This is a genomic window from Tautonia marina (assembly GCF_009177065.1).
GTDB lineage: Bacteria > Planctomycetota > Planctomycetia > Isosphaerales > Isosphaeraceae > Tautonia > Tautonia marina.
In genome coordinates this window covers 292,233-308,712 of the sequence record NZ_WEZF01000003.1, presented here as the reverse complement: position 1 = coordinate 308,712, position 16,480 = coordinate 292,233, and the positions used below count along the sequence as shown (strand labels likewise).

The following is a 16,480-nucleotide window of genomic DNA, read 5'->3' as shown; positions in this document are numbered from 1 at the left end:
GGACGAGGCGGGAACAATGGGGGATGAAGGCCGACCCGACCGCCATCATCCCCGGGTTTGGACGACGTTCCTCCCTGCCGATCGGATCGCATGATGACCCACCTGCTTGCCTCCGCCCTGCTTGCCCTCCCTGTGACGTTCGTCTCGATGGTCGAAGACGGCCCAGAGCCGATCGACGTGATCTCGGCGCTCGAACAGGCAGTCTCTGATGCGATCGAACACGCCCGCCCGGCGGTCGTGACGATCGACCGCGTGAAATCGGACGATGGAGAGACGCTCGCCATTCGCGGACGGAACGCGATGCGAGCGCCCAATAACCCGAACGGGGTGGTCTTCATTGACGGCTTCGGAATGCGTAATGATGGTCCGGCCTCGGCGGATTACGTCTCGTACGACTTCGGTTCGGGAGTGATTGTCGGCGACGAGGGGCAAATTCTGACGACGTATCACGTGGTGGCGGGCGCGGCCAATCTGTTTGTGAGGGTTCAAGGGCTTGAACCCTTCGAGGCGGAGATCATCGCCGCCGATCCGAGGAGCGATCTGGCCGTGATTGCTCCGGTCGGAGGGCTGGCGCCGTTTGCCGAAGGGGCCTTTCCCGATCCGATCCCGATTGGAGATGCGTCGTTGCTTCGACCGGGGTCCTTTCTGGTTGCGCTCGGCAATTCGCACAATGTTTCGAGAGACGGGCAGGCGTCGGCGAGTTTTGGGATTCTCGCGAATTCGGCTCGCCGATTGATCGCGCCCAGCAATGATTTCGGTCAGGTCGTGCCGACCATGCTCCAGCACTATTCGACTCTCTTTCAGCTCGACTCGAAGCTGAACCTTGGGATGAGCGGCGGCGCGGTCGTGAATCTGAAAGGCGAGTTGATGGCGATTACGACCGCCTCGGCCAACGCGGTTGGGTATGACCCGAGGGCCGGCTACGCCATACCGATGGATTCACTCGGCCGCCATGCGCTTGACGCTCTGATCGAAGGCAAGGAGGTCGAATACGGCTTTCTTGGCATCTCGTTAAGCAGCCCCTCGAATATCATCCGAGAAGTTCAGCCGGGAACGCCGGCCGGTGAGGGGGGATTGCTCCAGGGAGATTCGATCGAGGAGGTCGCTGGGCAGCCGGTGACTGACTTCGATGGCCTGGTCCGATCCGTCAACCCGCTGCCGGTCGGCGAGCCGGTCGAGTTGACCATCCGTCGCGATGGTCGGGTGTTGACCAAGGAAGTCGTCCTCTCGAAATTCCCGATCGAGGGGGAAATCATCGCCACGACCAAGAGCGAGGCATGGCGAGGCATCCGTATCGACTTCCCGAGCGTGATTTCTCCCCGAGATGAGCTGTTGACCGCGATGGCTCGGGGAGGGGTTGGCGTGGTCGAGGTCGTTTCCGGGACTCCGTCCGAAGAAGCCGGCCTTCGGGTTGGCCAGATCATTACGCAGGTCGATGGGAAGGCGGTTCGGACCCCTCGGGCCTTTCGAGAGGTGGTCAAGGATCTCGACGGCAAGGCCGTTCGGCTCAGCACCGACCGGGGGCCGATCATGATCGAGCCGGATGCTGGGTCCGAGATCGACTGATCCGAATCGTTGCTCAACGGGGGCAGGCTGACGCTGCCTCCGAGCCGTGCTTTCGGGTATTCTGGTGCAGATCGAGACGCGCCGCCTGACGATGGACCGGCGCGGTCGGGGCCTTGCGCGACGTTGGCCGCCGCGCGACGGAGCCCCGCTCCCCGTCTTTTCCGCGGCCCGATCCGGCCCAAGGCCCACCGCCGATGACCACCGACGACCTCCGCGAAGCCTACCTCGACTTCTTCGTTTCCAAAGGGTGCGAGCGCCGATCGAGCGATGTGCTCGTGCCGCGGGACGACCCGACCGTCTTATTCACGCCGGCCGGGATGAACCAGTTCAAGCGTGAATTCATGGGCCTGGGCGACCCGAGCTTCAAGCGCGCCACGACCTGCCAGAAGTGCATTCGCACGGGGGACATCGAGAACGTCGGCAAGACCGGCCGGCACATGACGTTCTTCGAGATGCTCGGGAACTTCTCGTTCGGCGACTACTTCAAGAAAGAAGCGATCCACTGGGCCTGGGAGTTCCTGACCAAGACACTCTCGATTCCGAAGGATCGCCTGACGATTACAGTCTACCTTGATGACGACGAAGCGTACGACATCTGGCACAACGAGGTGAAGGTCCCGGCCAACCGGATCACCCGGATGGGGGAGGACGACAACTTCTGGCCCGCCGGTGCCCCGTCCCACGGTCCGAACGGTGTCTGCGGCCCCTGCTCCGAGATCTTCTACCACTACGATGACGGTCGAGAGGTCGAGATCTGGAACCTTGTGTTCACGCAGTTTAATCGCGTGGGAGCGAATCAGCTCGAACCTCTCCCGAGCAAGAATATTGATACGGGGATGGGTCTGGAACGGGCCGCCTCGTGCTTGCAAGGCGTGCAGACGAACTTCGAGACGGACATCTTCTCCCCGCTTGTGGCCGCGGTGGCCGACGTGCTCGGGCAGAAGTACGACGCCGAATCACTTGACGGGATCCGCATCCGACGTGCCGCTGATCATGCCCGTGCCCTCACGTTTACGATCTTTGAAAACGTGCAGCCGGGACCGAACCAGCAAGGCTATGTCGTCCGTCGCTTGCTGCGGAGAGCGGTGCTCGACGCCTACCTGATGGGGCGTCGGGAGCCGTACCTGTTCGAGATCATCCCGCTCGTCGCCGAGGTGATGAAGCGGCCCTACCCCGAGCTGACCGACAGCGTTCGCCGAATTCAAACAGTCGTCCGCGAGGAGGAGGAGCAGTTCCTCCGCAACATCGACACCGGCTTGAAACTGTATAACGACACGGTTCGCAAGACCAAGTCGGCCGGCTCGGACGTGATCTCCGGCGCGGCGGCCTTCCGTCTGCACTCGACCTATGGCTTCCCGATCGAGATGACCGAGAGCCTTGCCGCCGAGCAGGATCTGGCCGTCGATATGCCGGAGTTCGAGCGCGAGCGTCAGAAGCATGCCGAGACCTCCGGTCAAGACTCCGCCGCAGCCGTCTTCGCGACAGGACCACTCGATGCACTGAAGCAGGACTATCACGCCGGCAGTGAGTTCCTTGGCTACGAAACCACCGAGGCCGATGCGACCGTCATCGGTATTGTTGCCCAGGGGCGCCTGGTCGATCGAGAAACTGCCGGAAGTGGCGATCCGGTCGCTCTGGTGCTTGATCACTCGCCGTTTTACGGGGAGTCGGGCGGGCAGATTGGCGACATCGGACTCATCGAAGGGGACGGGTTCCGCTTTCATGTCGAGGACACCCAGCGCGATCGTGGATTCATTCTCCACATCGGCCGGGTTGATGACGGTACGGTTTCCGTCAATCAGCACGTGAAAGCCCGCGTGGATGCCCCTCGTCGCGAGGCGATCCGACGGGCGCACTCGGCAACGCACGTTCTCCATCATGCGTTGCACCAACATCTTGGCAAGCATGCGCAACAGGCGGGCAGCAAGGTGGAGCCCGATCGGCTGCGGTTCGACTTTTCCAACCCCGAGTCCGTGGGGCGAGAGCGACTTCGAGACATCGAGGAAACGGTCAACGACCGGATCCTGCGGGGTGAGACAATCCAGTGGCGAACGATGCCGCTGGACGAGGCCAAGCAACTGGGCGCCATGGCGCTGTTCGGGGAGAAGTACCCGGATGTTGTGCGGGTCGTAGAAATGGGCGAATTCTCCCGAGAACTGTGCGGTGGTACGCACCTGGCCAGCGTCGGGCAGATCGGTCTGTTCAAGATTGTCGGCGAGGAGTCGGTCGCGGCCGGTACTCGGCGTGTGGTCGCACTGACGGGCAAGGCGGCACTCGACTACGTGCGGCAGGAGGAGGAGGCGCTCGCGGCCGTCGCCAGTACGTTGAAGGTCCCTGTGCAACAGGCGGCCGACCGGGTGGCCGCGTTACTGGAGGAGATCAAGACCCTTAAGAAACAGGCCAGCCAGCGTCGGGAATCGCCGAAAGTCTCGGCCGATGCCCTGCTTGAACAGGTTCAAGAGATTGGTGGAGCAAAGGTGATCGCCGCGGCGGTCGAGGGGGTTGCGCCCGACGAACTTCGTCAGTTGATCGACGTGGCACGCCGCAAGGTCGAGTCGGGGCTGGCCACCTTGCTGATCACCGCCTCGGAGGGGAAGGTCATCCTCGCCGCGGGGCTGACGCCCGACCTGGTCGAGCGTGGTCTTCATGCCGGAAACTGGCTGAAGCAGGTGGCTCCGGTGGTCGGTGGTGGTGGTGGCGGTCGCCCGGATTTCGCCCAGGCCGGAGGGAAGAATCCTCAGGCGATTCCTCAAGCAATCGAGAAGGCGCTTCAGGTGGCGAGAGAGACGCTGGGCGGCTGATTCGAGAGGGGCCGGCGGGTTCAGACGCCCTGTTCGAGAGAACGGGGCGTTCGTCGATCAGGCAACCTGGAACCACGCTCATGTCCACATCTCAGCGGAAGATGATTGGCTTGCATGGGAGGTACCCGGCGTCTCGGACGCCGGGGCCTTTGGGGCGTTTCGACGCGGCCGACCCCAACGTGCCGATGTGCATGGCGGGCGACACGCCCGGGGCTCTGGGGACACACGCCGATCTTGCCTGCCCGGAACCCTTTCAGACGAGGTTGCCGCCGAAGAACGTGCCGTTGCTCCTGTTCGACCTCGATCGCGTGGCCCGCTTTCTCAGGAGCGTTGGGGTCGCAATGGCCGAGGAGTCCTTCACGAGAGTCGAGTGGAAGGAGTACGACGAGAGCACCTTGTTGAATGTTCTCATGTTCTGGAATCAGCCCGGAATGGCCGTGGTTGTTCAGGGCAACCCGGTCGACATCAAGGCAAGGGCGGATGAGCATGTCGATCGCTTGATGACAACGTTTATTCGTAAGTGTGCCGAGGGGCCAGAACCTGCCTTAACGTATCTCGACCAGCAAAAGCGGATTCGTGACACGGCGTTGACTCACATTCAACAGACGATTCAAACCTCGAAGGAAATCAATCAGGAGGTTATCAATCTTGCCAATTATTGGATCAGGTTCTTCGCCACGGTGAAGACCGGGTCTGACCTGTTCATGATCGGGGCCGGGCTGGTGAGTGGTTTGGGTTTCATCACGCCGTTTGTGACGGGGGTGACGTACTCGGTTGTGACGGACTGGGCCAAGGGGTCGGAGGCCAAGGGGGTCGGGCTGGTCGTTGCGTCCGAGGTTGGCAAGGAGGCCGCCAAGCAAGGAATCCAGTCCGGAAGCAAGGCCGCGGCGGGTGTTGCCATTCCGGCCGCCCTTCAGGGGATCGACCGATGGGATGCCGAGGCGAGGATTCTGGAGAAGCAGGATCTGATCGATCGGTATCAGAAGGAACTTGTCGGGAAGGGCCACCGAAAGGCGACGATTCTGAATCGTCGAATCGGGACGCATACGGCGGAGATGGAACGGTTGAACGCGGCTGCGTCGCCGATGCGTCAGGGGGTGAGCAAGAGTTTTCAGGCGGTCGCCCGAAACATCAAATTCGTGTTTGCCGCGACGTCTGCTTACGAGAGCATCGCGGATCTGGTCGAGGTCTTCGAGAAGACCAAAGAGGAGTAAACCCACTCGCGACCGTTGGGGGGTTGGGAGAGGCTCAGAGTTGGGAAAGCCGTTGGAAGGATGAGCCGACCTTGACGGGCGGATCGAGCCATCGAAGTTTCGGCGTGACCTTGGGGATGTAATCGACCAGGCAGTCGATGTCGAAATGAGCGATCCGGTCGAGGGCGTCGGTGATGGTCGGGTCACCCGAGTCGCGGAGTTTGGCCAGCACGTGGGCGTCGTCGGCCAGGAGGTCGTCTTCGACGAGAAGTCCGGAATCGAACGCGGTCCGCAGGGCGATGGCGAACTCGTTGTAGATGTAGGCCTCGGTGGGGCTAGCCCACCATTCGCGGTTCATGACCTCAAAGAGGCTGACTGCTTCTCGGGCGGCGGAAACGCTGGTGAAGACGATGGTTTGATCGACGACATCAAGGGCCGCGAGCATCCGGGAAACGACCGCAGGGTTCGACACGCCACAGGCCAGGCTATCGCGAAAGAAATAGTCGATGCGGTCGGCGCAGAGCCAGGGCAAGGGGCGTTCGAGGAGCGGGTAGATCGCGTCGTCGTAGAAGTCTTCGGGAGCGAACCCGAGGCGGTTGATCGCCTCGACCAGATCGGGTCGATGCAGAAATGAGGGCTTGATCAGTTCGTGATGGTTTTGCTCGTCGGATTCGTAGAGGAAGTCAACGGCGTGGGAAAACGCCGTATGAGAGATGTCGTGCAACAGCCCGGCGACCTGTTCACGGCGGTCGGCCCCGAGGCGGCGCAAGAGAAGGTGGACTCCGAGGCTGTGCTCGAACCGGGTGACCGCCTTGAAGGAAAAGGCCAGGGCCGAAGGGCCGGCTTGCCGGATTCCCTTGAGACGCTGCACGGTCGGACAGGCGATGAGTGCCAGCAGATCGGGGTCGGTAATGGCCGATTCCCCGTAGACCCGATCCGTCCAATGCATTGCGTCCGACCCCCGAACCCCGCGCGGAATTTGGTCACGATCCCCGTATCGTCTCATGGAACGATGATCTTCTGTACCCTTCGCGATTTCAAGCCCGACTGGCGGCGAGCCGTTTCGCCGGTTCCCCGGCGCGGCTAAGATGAGGCAACGGAGGGACTCGCCGATGAGCAGTCCTTCGCACATCTCGATTGGGTTCTGGCAGGGGAGAGAAACTCGTGAACGGCATCCCGCGGCGATGCCTCGCTTGGGTGGCCCTGGTCACCCTCGGAGGATTGGTTTCAGGCTGTGGTGGAGCGGGTTCCGGAGGCCAAACGACCGCGGAGATCGGTCCGGAAGGCCCCCGCTTGATCTTCATCTCGAACACCAATTCCGACTGGTGGAGCGCCGTCGAGAAAGGGATGCAGGACGGCGGAACCGAGTTCGGTGCCGAGGTGAGCCTTCGGCGCAATGATGGGCAGGTGCAGGGGCAGATCGACAAGCTCCGGGAAGTTCTGAGCATGCCGGACGTTCACGGCGTGGCGATTTCAGCCCTGGAGGCCAATGCCCCGGGAGTGATCGACGCGATGAACGACCTGCAGAAGGCAGGCAAGGTTGTCATCACCATCGATTCGGATGTCGACGCGGCCCACGCCGATGCCAGGCGGGCGTACATCGGCACGAACAACGCCGAGGCCGGTCGGGTTGCCGGTCAGGCCCTGGCCTTGCTTCGCCCGGAAGGTGGAAAGATGGCGATGTTCGTCGGGGCTGCCTCGGCGGCGAATGCTCGGGCTCGGGAAGAAGGAGTGCTTGAAGGGGCCGGAGATGCCTTCGAGCGGACCCAGACCTGGGAAGACAGCGGCGACCACAGCCGGGCCCGGCAGAATGTGCAGAGCGCGTTGTCGAAGACGCCGGACCTCGGTGCTCTGGTTGGGCTGTATTCGTATAACGCGACCGGAATTGCCGAGGAGATGGCCAACTCGCCGCAGGTTCGGGAGCGGGTGACGGTGGTGACCTTCGACCTCGACGAGGCGGCCCGCCCGCACCTGAATCTCGGGAACATCGATGCAACGATCTGCCAGAATCCGTATGAGATGGGACGTCTCGGTGTGCAGTTGCTCAAGGCGTTGATCGAGAAGGACGACGCCACGGTGGCCGAGATTCTTCCGGATGGCAAGTACCGTGATACCGGGGTGAGGATCGTCGTCCCGCAGACGGAGTCTCCGGTCTCTGAGCTTCGAGACGATGGCCTGGAGGTCCTGACCATCGACGAGATGAATTCGTGGCTGGAGAGCAAGGGACTGCAATCGACATGAGCGACGAGGCGAAACCGTCCCCGGACGCTTCCCCGACCGGCTTGAGGTTCCTGGCCTGGCTGAGGGACTCGGAGGCTGGGCTGGTCGGGGCGATCCTTGCGGTTGTGGGTTTGATTTACGTGGTGGCGCCGGGTCCGAGCTTTCTGTTTGAGCCGGGCACTCCTCGGGCGTTTTTCACGTCGTACAACCTGCAAACCCTTTTCCATGTGACCGCCCTCTACGGTGTGCTCGCCGTGGGGGTGGCCGTGGTGATCATCGCGGGAGGGATTGATCTGTCGATCGGCGCGATGGTCGCGCTGTCGGCGGTGGTCGCGGCGAAGCTGATGACCTCGTGGCTGCCCGGTATTGGCGAGGCCGGCCCCTTGACGACCGGAATCCTGGTCGCGGCTTCCGTGACGTTGATCGGGTGGATCGGGTTGACTGGGGCCGGGGGTCGCTGGGCGAACATCCTGGTCATCGGGGCGATTCCGGCCGCGGTCATTGCGGCGGGGGTCGGGGTCGTTTCCGGGCCGAGGGATCCGGGCTCGTTTGTGGTGGCTCTGGTTGAGATCGGACTACTGATCACGTTGGTCTTGGGCCTTCGTCGCGGGGCCGATGAACAGGCGGGTGCGTCGGCGGCGGCCCTGGTTTGGGGGCTGGCGGCGGGATCGCTGGCCGGGTGGGGATCGAGCGGCAATGGGTCGATCGCCTCGATCGCGCTGGTGGTGGCCGCAGCGAGCCTGGCCATCCTGATCGGCGTGGTGCTTCACCTTCGGCAAGGGGCGGTGGTCTTCGGTGTGCTGGTTGGGGCAGCCGTTCTCTGGGGAATCTCCTCAGGTGAGAGTTCCTCGGCCAACGTTCCGATCGGCACGTTGGTCGCCTCGGTGACGCTATCCCTCTTGCTGGGGCTGGCAGTCGGAGCCGGTCACGCCTTTCTGATCAACGCGTTCAAGCTCCCGCCGTTCATCGCCACGCTGGCAACGCTGGCGGGGTTGCGCAGCCTGGCGATGATCTTGAGCGAGAATCGGAGCATCACGGTTTCGGACCGAACGTTTCGGGTACTCGGGAGTGAGTACTGGGTGACGATTCCCTTGTTCCTGGTCGTCGCCGGGCTCCTGAGTCTGATGATGGGCAAGACGGTTCTCGGACGACACCTCTATGCCCTGGGAGGGAACGAGTCGGCCGCTCGGCTCAGCGGCTTGCCGACGAGGAGGCTCAAGACCGTTTCGTATGCCATCTCAGGACTTCTTGCGGCCCTGGGCGGGGTGCTGTTTCTGGGCAACACCGGATCGGCCAATCCGACGATGGGCTTTGCCTATGAGCTGTCGGCCATTACGGCGGCTGTCGTGGGAGGCTGTAGCCTCGCCGGGGGTGTCGGTTCGATCCGAGGGACGGTCCTCGGTCTGGTTCTCATCCGGATCGTCATCAACGGGACCGGCTTGGTGGTCGAAGGGATCGAACCGAGTCAGATCGAAGGGCTGGTGCTTGGGGTGGTGGTGGTCCTGGCCGTTGGCTTCAATCAGCGCTTCAGGCTGAAGCAGTAAGTCGGCCGGAGGTCATGAGGGCGACTGCCAGGCTCTTGGAGTACTTCCCTTGAGGTTTCCCATTGTCCTGATGCTTGTCGGGCTGGCGCTGTCGCTGGCCGCGACGCTCCTCAGACCCGTGGCTGATCCGGTTTGGCTCCTGATCCCCAGCGCGGCAATGACTGCCGCCGGGGTACGCTCGGTGATCGTGGCCGTCGCCGAGCGGCATGGGCATCTGCATGTGCCATCATGGCTGGGCATTGCCATTCTCCTGGCAATGGCGGCGATCATCCCGATCCTTGTCCTCCTCAGGTGGCGCGATGGTTTGTGATGCCTTGGAGAGGGAAATGAGCGAAACTTGATCAAACGAACAACGACCCCGGCGAACCATGATTGGATCGCCGAGGCCGTTGAGGAAGTCGGTACACGCGGAAGATCGAGCTGGGAAGGACTCGATCAACGCTTGGAGAACTGGTAGCTGCGACGGGCTTTCTTGTGGCCGTACTTCTTGCGTTCGACCATACGGGCGTCTCGGGTGAGGAAGCCGTGGTCGCGCAGTTGCGGCTCAAGGTCGGTCCGGTAGGCGGAGAGGGCGCGACCGAGGCCGAGCATCACCGCACCGGCCTGGGCGCTCTTGCCGCTGCCGCCGACGTTGACGAACACATCGAGCCGTCCGCCAAGATCGGCGACATGGATCGGCGCTCGGGCGTCGGCGCGCTCGGTTTCGGTATTGAAGTACTCGTCGACGGGCAGACCGTTGACGAGATACTGGCCCGAGCCTTCTCGGATACGAACGCGGGCGACAGCCGTCTTGCGGCGACCGGTGCCCCAGGTGTACGGATTATTAACCGTGGCCATCGTCTCGGGGTTCCTCGGCGATCCCCCGGGAAGATTCCGGGGCGATATGCTCCGTTGATTCGGATCAGTAAGACAACAAACAGTGAGACGCGAGGGCCGAGCTTACTCGGCCTTCTCGTCGGTCTTGGTCGGTTCGGCGGTGTCGGGCGACTCGGGCGCCGGGGTTGCTTCCTCAGCCGAAGGAGCAGCGGACGCGACGGGAGCCGCCTGAGTTGCGGTCGGGGTGGCCTCGGCCTCAAGTTCCGGTTGCTCGGCCTTGGGCCTGGGAGCTTTTCGGGCTTTCGGCTTGGGCGGAGCGGGCTCGGGGGCGAGGATGGCTCCCGAAGCGGTCGGGCGGCCGAGCTTCGGCTCCAGCGGAATGGGCTGCTGGGCCTGATGCGGGTGCTGATCGCCGACGTAGAGCTTGAGCTTCGACATCATGTGCCGGCCCATCTTGGACTTCGGCATCATGCGGCGAATGGCTTCGTAAAGGATGCGTTCGGGGTGGCGCTGGAAGAGCTTCCAGGCGACTTCTTCTTTCTGGCCGCCGGGATAGCCGCTATAGCGCTGGTAGACGACCTGTTGCCACTTGTTGCCGGTGAAGACAACCTTGTCGACATTGGTGACGATGACGTAGTCACCCGTATCGATGTGGGGGGTGTAGGTCGGGCGATGCTTGCCCATCAGAATGGGGGCAATCTGCGCGGCCAGTCGGCCGACGACGGCATCGGTCGCGTCGATGACGTACCACTGAGGGGCCAGTTCGTTGGCCTTGGCCTGATAACACTTCATCATGGTCGGAGTGACCCAAGTCGTAGGTCGAAGCACGTGACCGGACGGTGAAGACCGGCATGGCAAAACGACCAAGATACCGACGGATTGATCGAAATTCAAGGCACGCGCTTGAAACTCTTTGCTCGAACGATCAGGAGACGAGGGCCGGATCGATCGGGGCGGAGTCTTCGGGAAGTCGGGGGCGTCGAAAACTGACGGGTCGTTCCCAGTCGGTTCGGGGATTTGGGAAGTCGCGGCGGGTGTGGGTGCCTCGCGATTCCTCGCGGAGGGAAGCGCCGGCGATGATCAGGTGGGCAACGGTGAGCATGTTCTGGAGAACCCAGCCTTCGGGGTCATCGAAGCTCTGGTCGAGGACGTAGCGGCACCAGAAGGCGACCTGGCGGGCGGCTTCGTCGAGCCCTCGGGCGTCTCGGGTAATCCCGACGTTGCGCCACATCTGGGCGCGAAGGGAATTGCGGATGTCGGCCAGGTCGAGCGGTTCGTGAGGAGTATCGTGGCGATCGACGGCGATGGGGGGGACTTCGAGCAGCGAGGGGATGGAACCGTTGAGGGATCGATTGATGTCCTCGGCGGCTCGGGCTCCGAAGACGAGCCCTTCGAGCAGGCTGTTCGAGGCCAGGCGGTTGGCGCCGTGAAGGCCGGAACTGGTGACTTCGCCCGCGGCCCAGAGGCCGGGAACGTCGGTCCGGCCGTCGAGGTCGACGGTGATGCCTCCGATCATGTAGTGGGCGCCGGGTCGGATGGGAATCTGGTCGCGGGTGATGTCGAGGCCGAAGCCGTGTAGGAGGGAGTCGATGCTGGGGAACCGTCGTCGGACCAGGGCGGGATCGAGGTGTGAGAGGTCGAGGAAGACGCAGGGGTGCTGGGTTTTGGCCATCTGAGCGACGATAGCGCGCGAGACGTCGTCTCGGGGGGCGAGTTCGGCGTCGGGGTGATATTCAGGCATGAAGCGGTGGCCGTTGCAGTCGCGGAGGTAGGCCCCTTCGCCTCGAATGGCTTCGGTCAGGAGATGGCGAGACGATCCGGCGATGTACAGGACCGTCGGGTGGAACTGGATGAACTCCATGTCGCGGAGTTCGGCCCCGGCGCGGTAGGCGAGGGCGTGGCCGTCTCCGGTGGCGATGGGGGGATTGGTCGATTCGCGGTAGAGCTGGCCGGCCCCTCCGGTGGCCAGGAGGGTGGCCCTGGCCCAGATCAACGAGGGTCCTCGGCGACGGTCCCAGACGATCGCCCCTCGGCATCGGCCCTCGAAGGTCAACAGGTCGATGGTGAAGCTGTTCTGCCAGATCCGGACATTCGGGCGAGACTGGGCCTGTGCGACGACGGCCCGCATTACCTCTCGGCCGGTGGCGTCTCCCAGGGCGTGGACGATGCGGGCATGGGAGTGCCCGCCTTCGAGTCCGAGGGCGACCTGACCGTCAATCTGGTCGAACGCGGTTCCCCAGTCGATCAGTTCGGCGATTCGTCCGGGAGCCTCTCGTACGACCGTTTCGACGACGGAGCGATCACAGAGTCCCTTGCCGGCGGCCAGGGTATCGGCAACGTGGTCATCGAAGTTGTCTTCGGGATCCAGGACCGAGGCGATGCCTCCCTGGGCGTAGGTGCTGTTACTTTCTCGGATCTGGTCCTTGGTCACCACGAGTACCCGAGCCGACGGATCGACTCCGAGCGCGGTCCGAAGTCCGGCCAGACCGCCACCGATGACAAGCACGTCTGTAAAGTGGTGCGGCAGATCCCGGGGGTCGAACGGGATGAGGTAACGACGGGGGAGGTCGAGCGAATCGATCATCGGGGGAGGGTTTCCGATGTCGGGGGCGGAGGAGGATTACGGGCGAGGACGGGAGCCAATCTCATCGAGAGGAGATTCGTTGCTCCCAGATTCTCCATGGTAACACGAACCGCTCATCATGGGATCGGTTCCAGAAATTGGCGAGTGGATCGAGGGAGTTCTTCTTGAGATTCGTCCGAACTCGATGCTCCTTGCGGGGCTGTCGTCATGACTGGACCGCAAGGAGCAGGTGATCGAGCCGAGACGAATCTGGTACCAGGAAGCTGGTACCAGATTGAACTTACTTGGGGGGACCGCCCGAGGGCCGAGAGGGCGGGGTGGTGGGGGGATTGGTGTCAGAAAGCCGGCGCTGGTAAGCCTCGACGAGTTTCCGGAGCTGGGGAGGCGGAGGCGTTCCACCGCCTTGACGGCTCATGCCGAGGCCATCGTTGACGCCGGTCCCCTGAGATCGTCTGGCCCCTTCGCTCTGTCGGACGCCGGAGAGAGGGTCGGGAACGACTCGGTTTGGGTCGAGAGGCGCCGATTCAGAATCGAGGTCGACCTCCAACTCTTGCCCCTCACGTGACGGGCCTTCGGGAGGTCCGGAGAAGCGTTCGACGAACTGAGACATTTCCTCGCGGGTCATGCCCGTGAGGTCTTCGAGCTTGCGCGTCTGGTCCTCATCTTGAAGTGCTTCCCGAATCCGGCGGAGTTTCTGGTCCCTTGCCTGGAGGTTTTCGGGAATGGGGGCCTCACGGCCGACCTGCGGCGGGCCATCTGGCTTCGGCGGAGGCTCGCTCAGATCCTCTGCATCCGGCAGTCTCTGAGGCAATTTCGCCTGGCCGACCTCTCCTTCGGGTTCACCCATGCCTTCGCCAGACTCGCCGGATCGCTGCTGACCTTGCTGGCCTTCGCCCTGGCGCTGATCGCCTTGCTGGCCTTGCTGGCCTTGCTGACCTTGCTGGCCTTGCTGACCTTGCTGGCCTTGCTGACCTTCGCCCTGGCGCTGATCGCCTTGCTGGCCCTGCTGACCTTGCTGACCTTCGCCCTGGCGCTGCTGGCCTTCGCCCTGGCGCTGCTGGCCTTCGCCCTGGCGCTGGTCACCTTGCTGGCCTTCGCCCTGGCGCTGCTGGCCTTCGCCCTGGCGCTGGTCGCCTTGCTGGCCTTCGCCCTGGCGCTGGTCACCTTGCTGGCCTTCGCCCTGGCGCTGGTCGCCTTGCTGGCCTTCGCCCTGGCGCTGCTGGCCTTCGCCCTGGCGCTGCTGGCCTTCGCCCTGGCGCTGGTCACCTTGCTGACCCTCGCCCTGGCGCTGCTGACCTTCGCCCTGGCGCTGGTCACCTTGCTGGCCTTCGCCCTGGCGCTGCTGGCCTTCGCCCTGGCGCTGGTCACCTTGCTGACCTTCGCCCTGGCGCTGCTGGCCTTCGCCCTGGCGCTGCTGGCCTTCGCCCTGGCGCTGGTCACCTTGCTGACCTTCGCCCTGGCGCTGCTGGCCTTCGCCCTGGCGCTGGTCACCTTGCTGACCCTCGCCCTGGCGCTGGTCGCCTTGCTGACCTTCGCCCTGGCGCTGGTCGCCTTGCTGACCTTCGCCCTGGCGCTGGTCACCTTGCTGGCCTTCGCCCTGGCGCTGGTCGCCTTGCTGACCCTCGCCCTGGCGCTGCTGGCCTTCGCCCTGGCGCTGGTCGCCTTGCTGGCCTTCGCCCTGGCGCTGCTGGCCTTCGCCCTGGCGCTGTTGGTTGTCCTGCTGGGGCTGATCTTGAGGGCGTTGGTTGGGGGGTGGTTCTTGACGATCCTGGTCGAGCGCGTTGAGCATGCGGTCGAGCTTTTCCTGCTCTTCGGGGGAGAGCGGGCGGTCGTCGGGACGGGATTGTTCGTCGCGGGGGGAGCCGTCAGCGTTGTTGGCTAGTGAGGGATCGGTCTGAGTTGCCCCCTCATTTCCAGGCGCCCCTTGGCCCTGCTGGCCCTGACCCTGCTGACCCTGGCCTTCTGGAGGAGCCTGCTGGTCGGGGGGAGGGTTGCCCTCGGGGGAGGGAGGCTGGTTGCCGGCCTGCTGCTCCTGGCCGTCCCGGGGAGGAGTCGCATCCTGTGGGGGGGGCTCGTCGAGTGTGGAGCCGTCGCGAGGAGGTTGATCCTCCGGAGGAGGCGGTTGCTGGTCAGGCTGGGGCGTTTCCTCGGGTTCCTCGATCGGATCGATGATCTCCAGGATGCGGCGGCTGGTCTGGGCATCCTGGGCCGTCGGGGAACGGTTGTCGCGGACCTCGGCCCAGTAGGTCAGCCGATCGCCAGGGCGGGCGCCGATCGCCTCGAGATCGAGCGGCTCGACGTGATCGAGCGACCGGGAAGCCTCTTTGCCCTCAAGCAAATCCCGAGGGTCGAAGACCGGGGCCCCCTCGCGTTCGAGGTGGAGCATGGCCGAGGAGAGGCCGAAGTCGTCGGAGGCGGTCAGCGCGAGCGCGATCCGGGAATTGCTCGGGACCTCGATCCGGTCGGGCTCGGGCTGGATGAAGCGGACCTCGGGGACGCGGTCGGGGAGGGCCTCGATGTCGTAGACGACCGGCTCCGGATTCAACTGACCCTCGGTCGTCTCGAACTTGATGGAGTACGAGCCGTTCTCGTCGACCCTGAACCGGCCGGTCAATTCCTGGGGATTGCCCCGTGAGACGACGAGCCGGGCCGTGCCCAGGGCGCCGAGGTCCAGGTTGCCGTTCCGGGCGGACTGGTTCGTGGTGGCGCGGACCGTCACCATCGTGCCTGCGAGCGCCCGGACGTTGCCCCCTTCCACCCCTTCCCGATCGGGAACGCCCGTGTAATCCGGGAAATCGAGGTCGTGGACCACGGAGACGACCCGGGGCGCGGGCAGCACGGTCAGGCGGTACTGTTTGGTCTCGAAGTCGTTGGCGGAGAGGTAGTAGATCAGGTCTTGCTGGACATTGCGGAGCGTGACCGACCAGGGGTCGTAGCGCTGCTCGCCCTCATCCAGGCTGGTCGAGGCGAAGTACTCGCCGCCGTCGCTGCTGTAATGGAGCCGGACCTCGTCGGGGCGAATCCCCCGGTAATCGACCTCGGCCTCGAAGGTGACATTCGAGCCGGAGACCACCCGGGAGAGCGTCTCATCGTCGCCGGGCTTGATATTGATGAGACGGGTGTTCGTCGGCCGGGCGACATCGGCCAGCAGCGCCCGCCGCGCCGAGTCGAGCACGTTTTTCGGCGTCAGGACCACATAGAGGCAGAACAGGACCACCACGGCGGCGAGGGCGTAGAACGACTTCGTCAGATACCGCTGATCGACCGCCGCTTCCACCTGCACCTCGGCCAGGTCGCGGACGGCACGGGCCTCCAGCGTCCGGAGAATCGCGGGAGGTAATTCCGCACGATGTCGACGCAGGTCAATATAATTGAGCAAACTGTTCTTGAAGCGAGGATCGTATGACTCGATCGTGCAAGCCGCGTAGAAACTGTTGACCGACGAGAGCAGTGGGCGCACCACATACCGGAGAAAGGCGTACCCCCCAACCAGCAAGGCCGCGAACAAGATCACCGCGCGCACCGCCCAGGGGAGACCGATCCAGTGGTCGAGCACGATCTCCAACAACAACAAGCCGAGGATGCCCGTAACCATCACCACCAAGGCGGTGAAGACTTCGGTCGCTCGGATGCGAGACCGGGTGAGATGCAGTTGATGATCCACGAACTGCTCGTAGTCAAGCATCCTGCCTTGCTGTTGCGGCTCGGTGCCCAGGGCCATGGCGCTGCCTCCCTTTCTCCGACGAGCAGATCGTT

The 16,480-nt window shown here is 63.8% G+C and carries 12 protein-coding genes and 2 pseudogenes; 8 read left to right on the top strand and 6 right to left on the bottom strand.

Going from position 1 to position 16,480, the window contains the following annotated elements:
* Nucleotides 1-90: 90 nt before the first annotated feature.
* The 3 genes from GA615_RS05790 (at nt 91) to GA615_RS05780 (ending at nt 5,581) form a co-directional block, all read left to right on the top strand.
* A complete protein-coding gene (locus tag GA615_RS05790; RefSeq protein ID WP_152050319.1) occupies nt 91-1,566 on the top strand; it encodes a PDZ domain-containing protein in 1,476 nt (491 codons plus the stop codon).
* A gap of 194 nt (nt 1,567-1,760) precedes the next feature.
* Nucleotides 1,761-4,367 (top strand): alanine--tRNA ligase, encoded by a 2,607-nt coding sequence (gene alaS, locus GA615_RS05785; protein WP_152050318.1) that lies wholly within the window; start codon nt 1,761-1,763, stop codon nt 4,365-4,367.
* A gap of 80 nt (nt 4,368-4,447) precedes the next feature.
* Nucleotides 4,448-5,581, top strand: coding sequence for a hypothetical protein (locus GA615_RS05780; protein WP_152050317.1), 1,134 nt, complete (start codon nt 4,448-4,450; stop codon nt 5,579-5,581).
* Nucleotides 5,582-5,615: 34 nt separating this feature from the next.
* Here GA615_RS05780 and GA615_RS05775 read toward each other — a convergent pair whose 3' ends face one another.
* Nucleotides 5,616-6,509 carry an HD domain-containing protein gene (locus GA615_RS05775; RefSeq protein ID WP_152050316.1) on the bottom strand — a complete coding sequence of 298 codons (894 nt, stop codon included), beginning with the start codon at nt 6,507-6,509 and terminating at the stop codon, nt 5,616-5,618.
* 344 nt (nt 6,510-6,853) lie between these two features.
* On the opposite strand from GA615_RS05775, the gene GA615_RS05770 reads away from it, so the two are divergent.
* From GA615_RS05770 to GA615_RS05760, 3 genes are read left to right on the top strand one after another with little or no spacing between them, the layout of a single operon-like run.
* On the top strand, nt 6,854-7,801 hold the full coding sequence (locus GA615_RS05770; RefSeq protein ID WP_235905117.1) for a substrate-binding domain-containing protein: 948 nt from the start codon (nt 6,854-6,856) through the stop codon (nt 7,799-7,801).
* On the top strand, nt 7,798-9,324 hold the full coding sequence (locus GA615_RS05765) for an ABC transporter permease (RefSeq protein ID WP_152050314.1): 1,527 nt from the start codon (nt 7,798-7,800) through the stop codon (nt 9,322-9,324). The genes GA615_RS05770 and GA615_RS05765 overlap by 4 nt, the downstream gene beginning before the upstream one ends.
* A gap of 49 nt (nt 9,325-9,373) precedes the next feature.
* On the top strand, nt 9,374-9,634 hold the full coding sequence (locus tag GA615_RS05760) for a hypothetical protein (protein WP_152050313.1): 261 nt from the start codon (nt 9,374-9,376) through the stop codon (nt 9,632-9,634).
* A 125-nt stretch (nt 9,635-9,759) separates the two neighbouring features.
* Here the strand turns inward: GA615_RS05760 and rpsI are convergent, their stop codons facing one another.
* From rpsI to GA615_RS05740, 4 genes and pseudogenes are all read right to left on the bottom strand, one after another.
* Complete coding sequence (gene rpsI / locus GA615_RS05755) at nt 9,760-10,161, bottom strand: 30S ribosomal protein S9 (RefSeq protein ID WP_152050312.1); 402 nt, start codon at nt 10,159-10,161, stop codon at nt 9,760-9,762.
* A gap of 348 nt (nt 10,162-10,509) precedes the next feature.
* A pseudogene (rplM, locus tag GA615_RS28645) lies at nt 10,510-10,935 on the bottom strand (50S ribosomal protein L13); the annotation flags it as partial.
* Nucleotides 10,936-11,065: 130 nt separating this feature from the next.
* Complete coding sequence (gene nadB / locus GA615_RS05745) at nt 11,066-12,724, bottom strand: L-aspartate oxidase (RefSeq protein WP_152050311.1); 1,659 nt, start codon at nt 12,722-12,724, stop codon at nt 11,066-11,068.
* A gap of 280 nt (nt 12,725-13,004) precedes the next feature.
* Complete coding sequence (locus GA615_RS05740; RefSeq protein WP_152050310.1) at nt 13,005-13,349, bottom strand: hypothetical protein; 345 nt, start codon at nt 13,347-13,349, stop codon at nt 13,005-13,007.
* 39 nt (nt 13,350-13,388) lie between these two features.
* On the opposite strand from GA615_RS05740, the gene GA615_RS05735 reads away from it, so the two are divergent.
* Nucleotides 13,389-14,606, top strand: coding sequence for a hypothetical protein (locus GA615_RS05735; protein WP_152050309.1), 1,218 nt, complete (start codon nt 13,389-13,391; stop codon nt 14,604-14,606).
* Between the two features lie 525 nt (nt 14,607-15,131).
* On the opposite strand, the pseudogene GA615_RS28640 reads toward GA615_RS05735, so the two are convergent.
* Nucleotides 15,132-15,536: pseudogene (locus GA615_RS28640) on the bottom strand (hypothetical protein); the annotation flags it as partial.
* On the opposite strand from GA615_RS28640, the gene GA615_RS05725 reads away from it, so the two are divergent.
* Nucleotides 15,528-16,064, top strand: a complete 537-nt coding sequence (locus GA615_RS05725) for a hypothetical protein (RefSeq protein WP_152050307.1) — start codon at nt 15,528-15,530, stop codon at nt 16,062-16,064. The pseudogene GA615_RS28640 and the gene GA615_RS05725 sit on opposite strands and share 9 nt — an antisense overlap.
* Nucleotides 16,065-16,480: the final 416 nt, after the last annotated feature.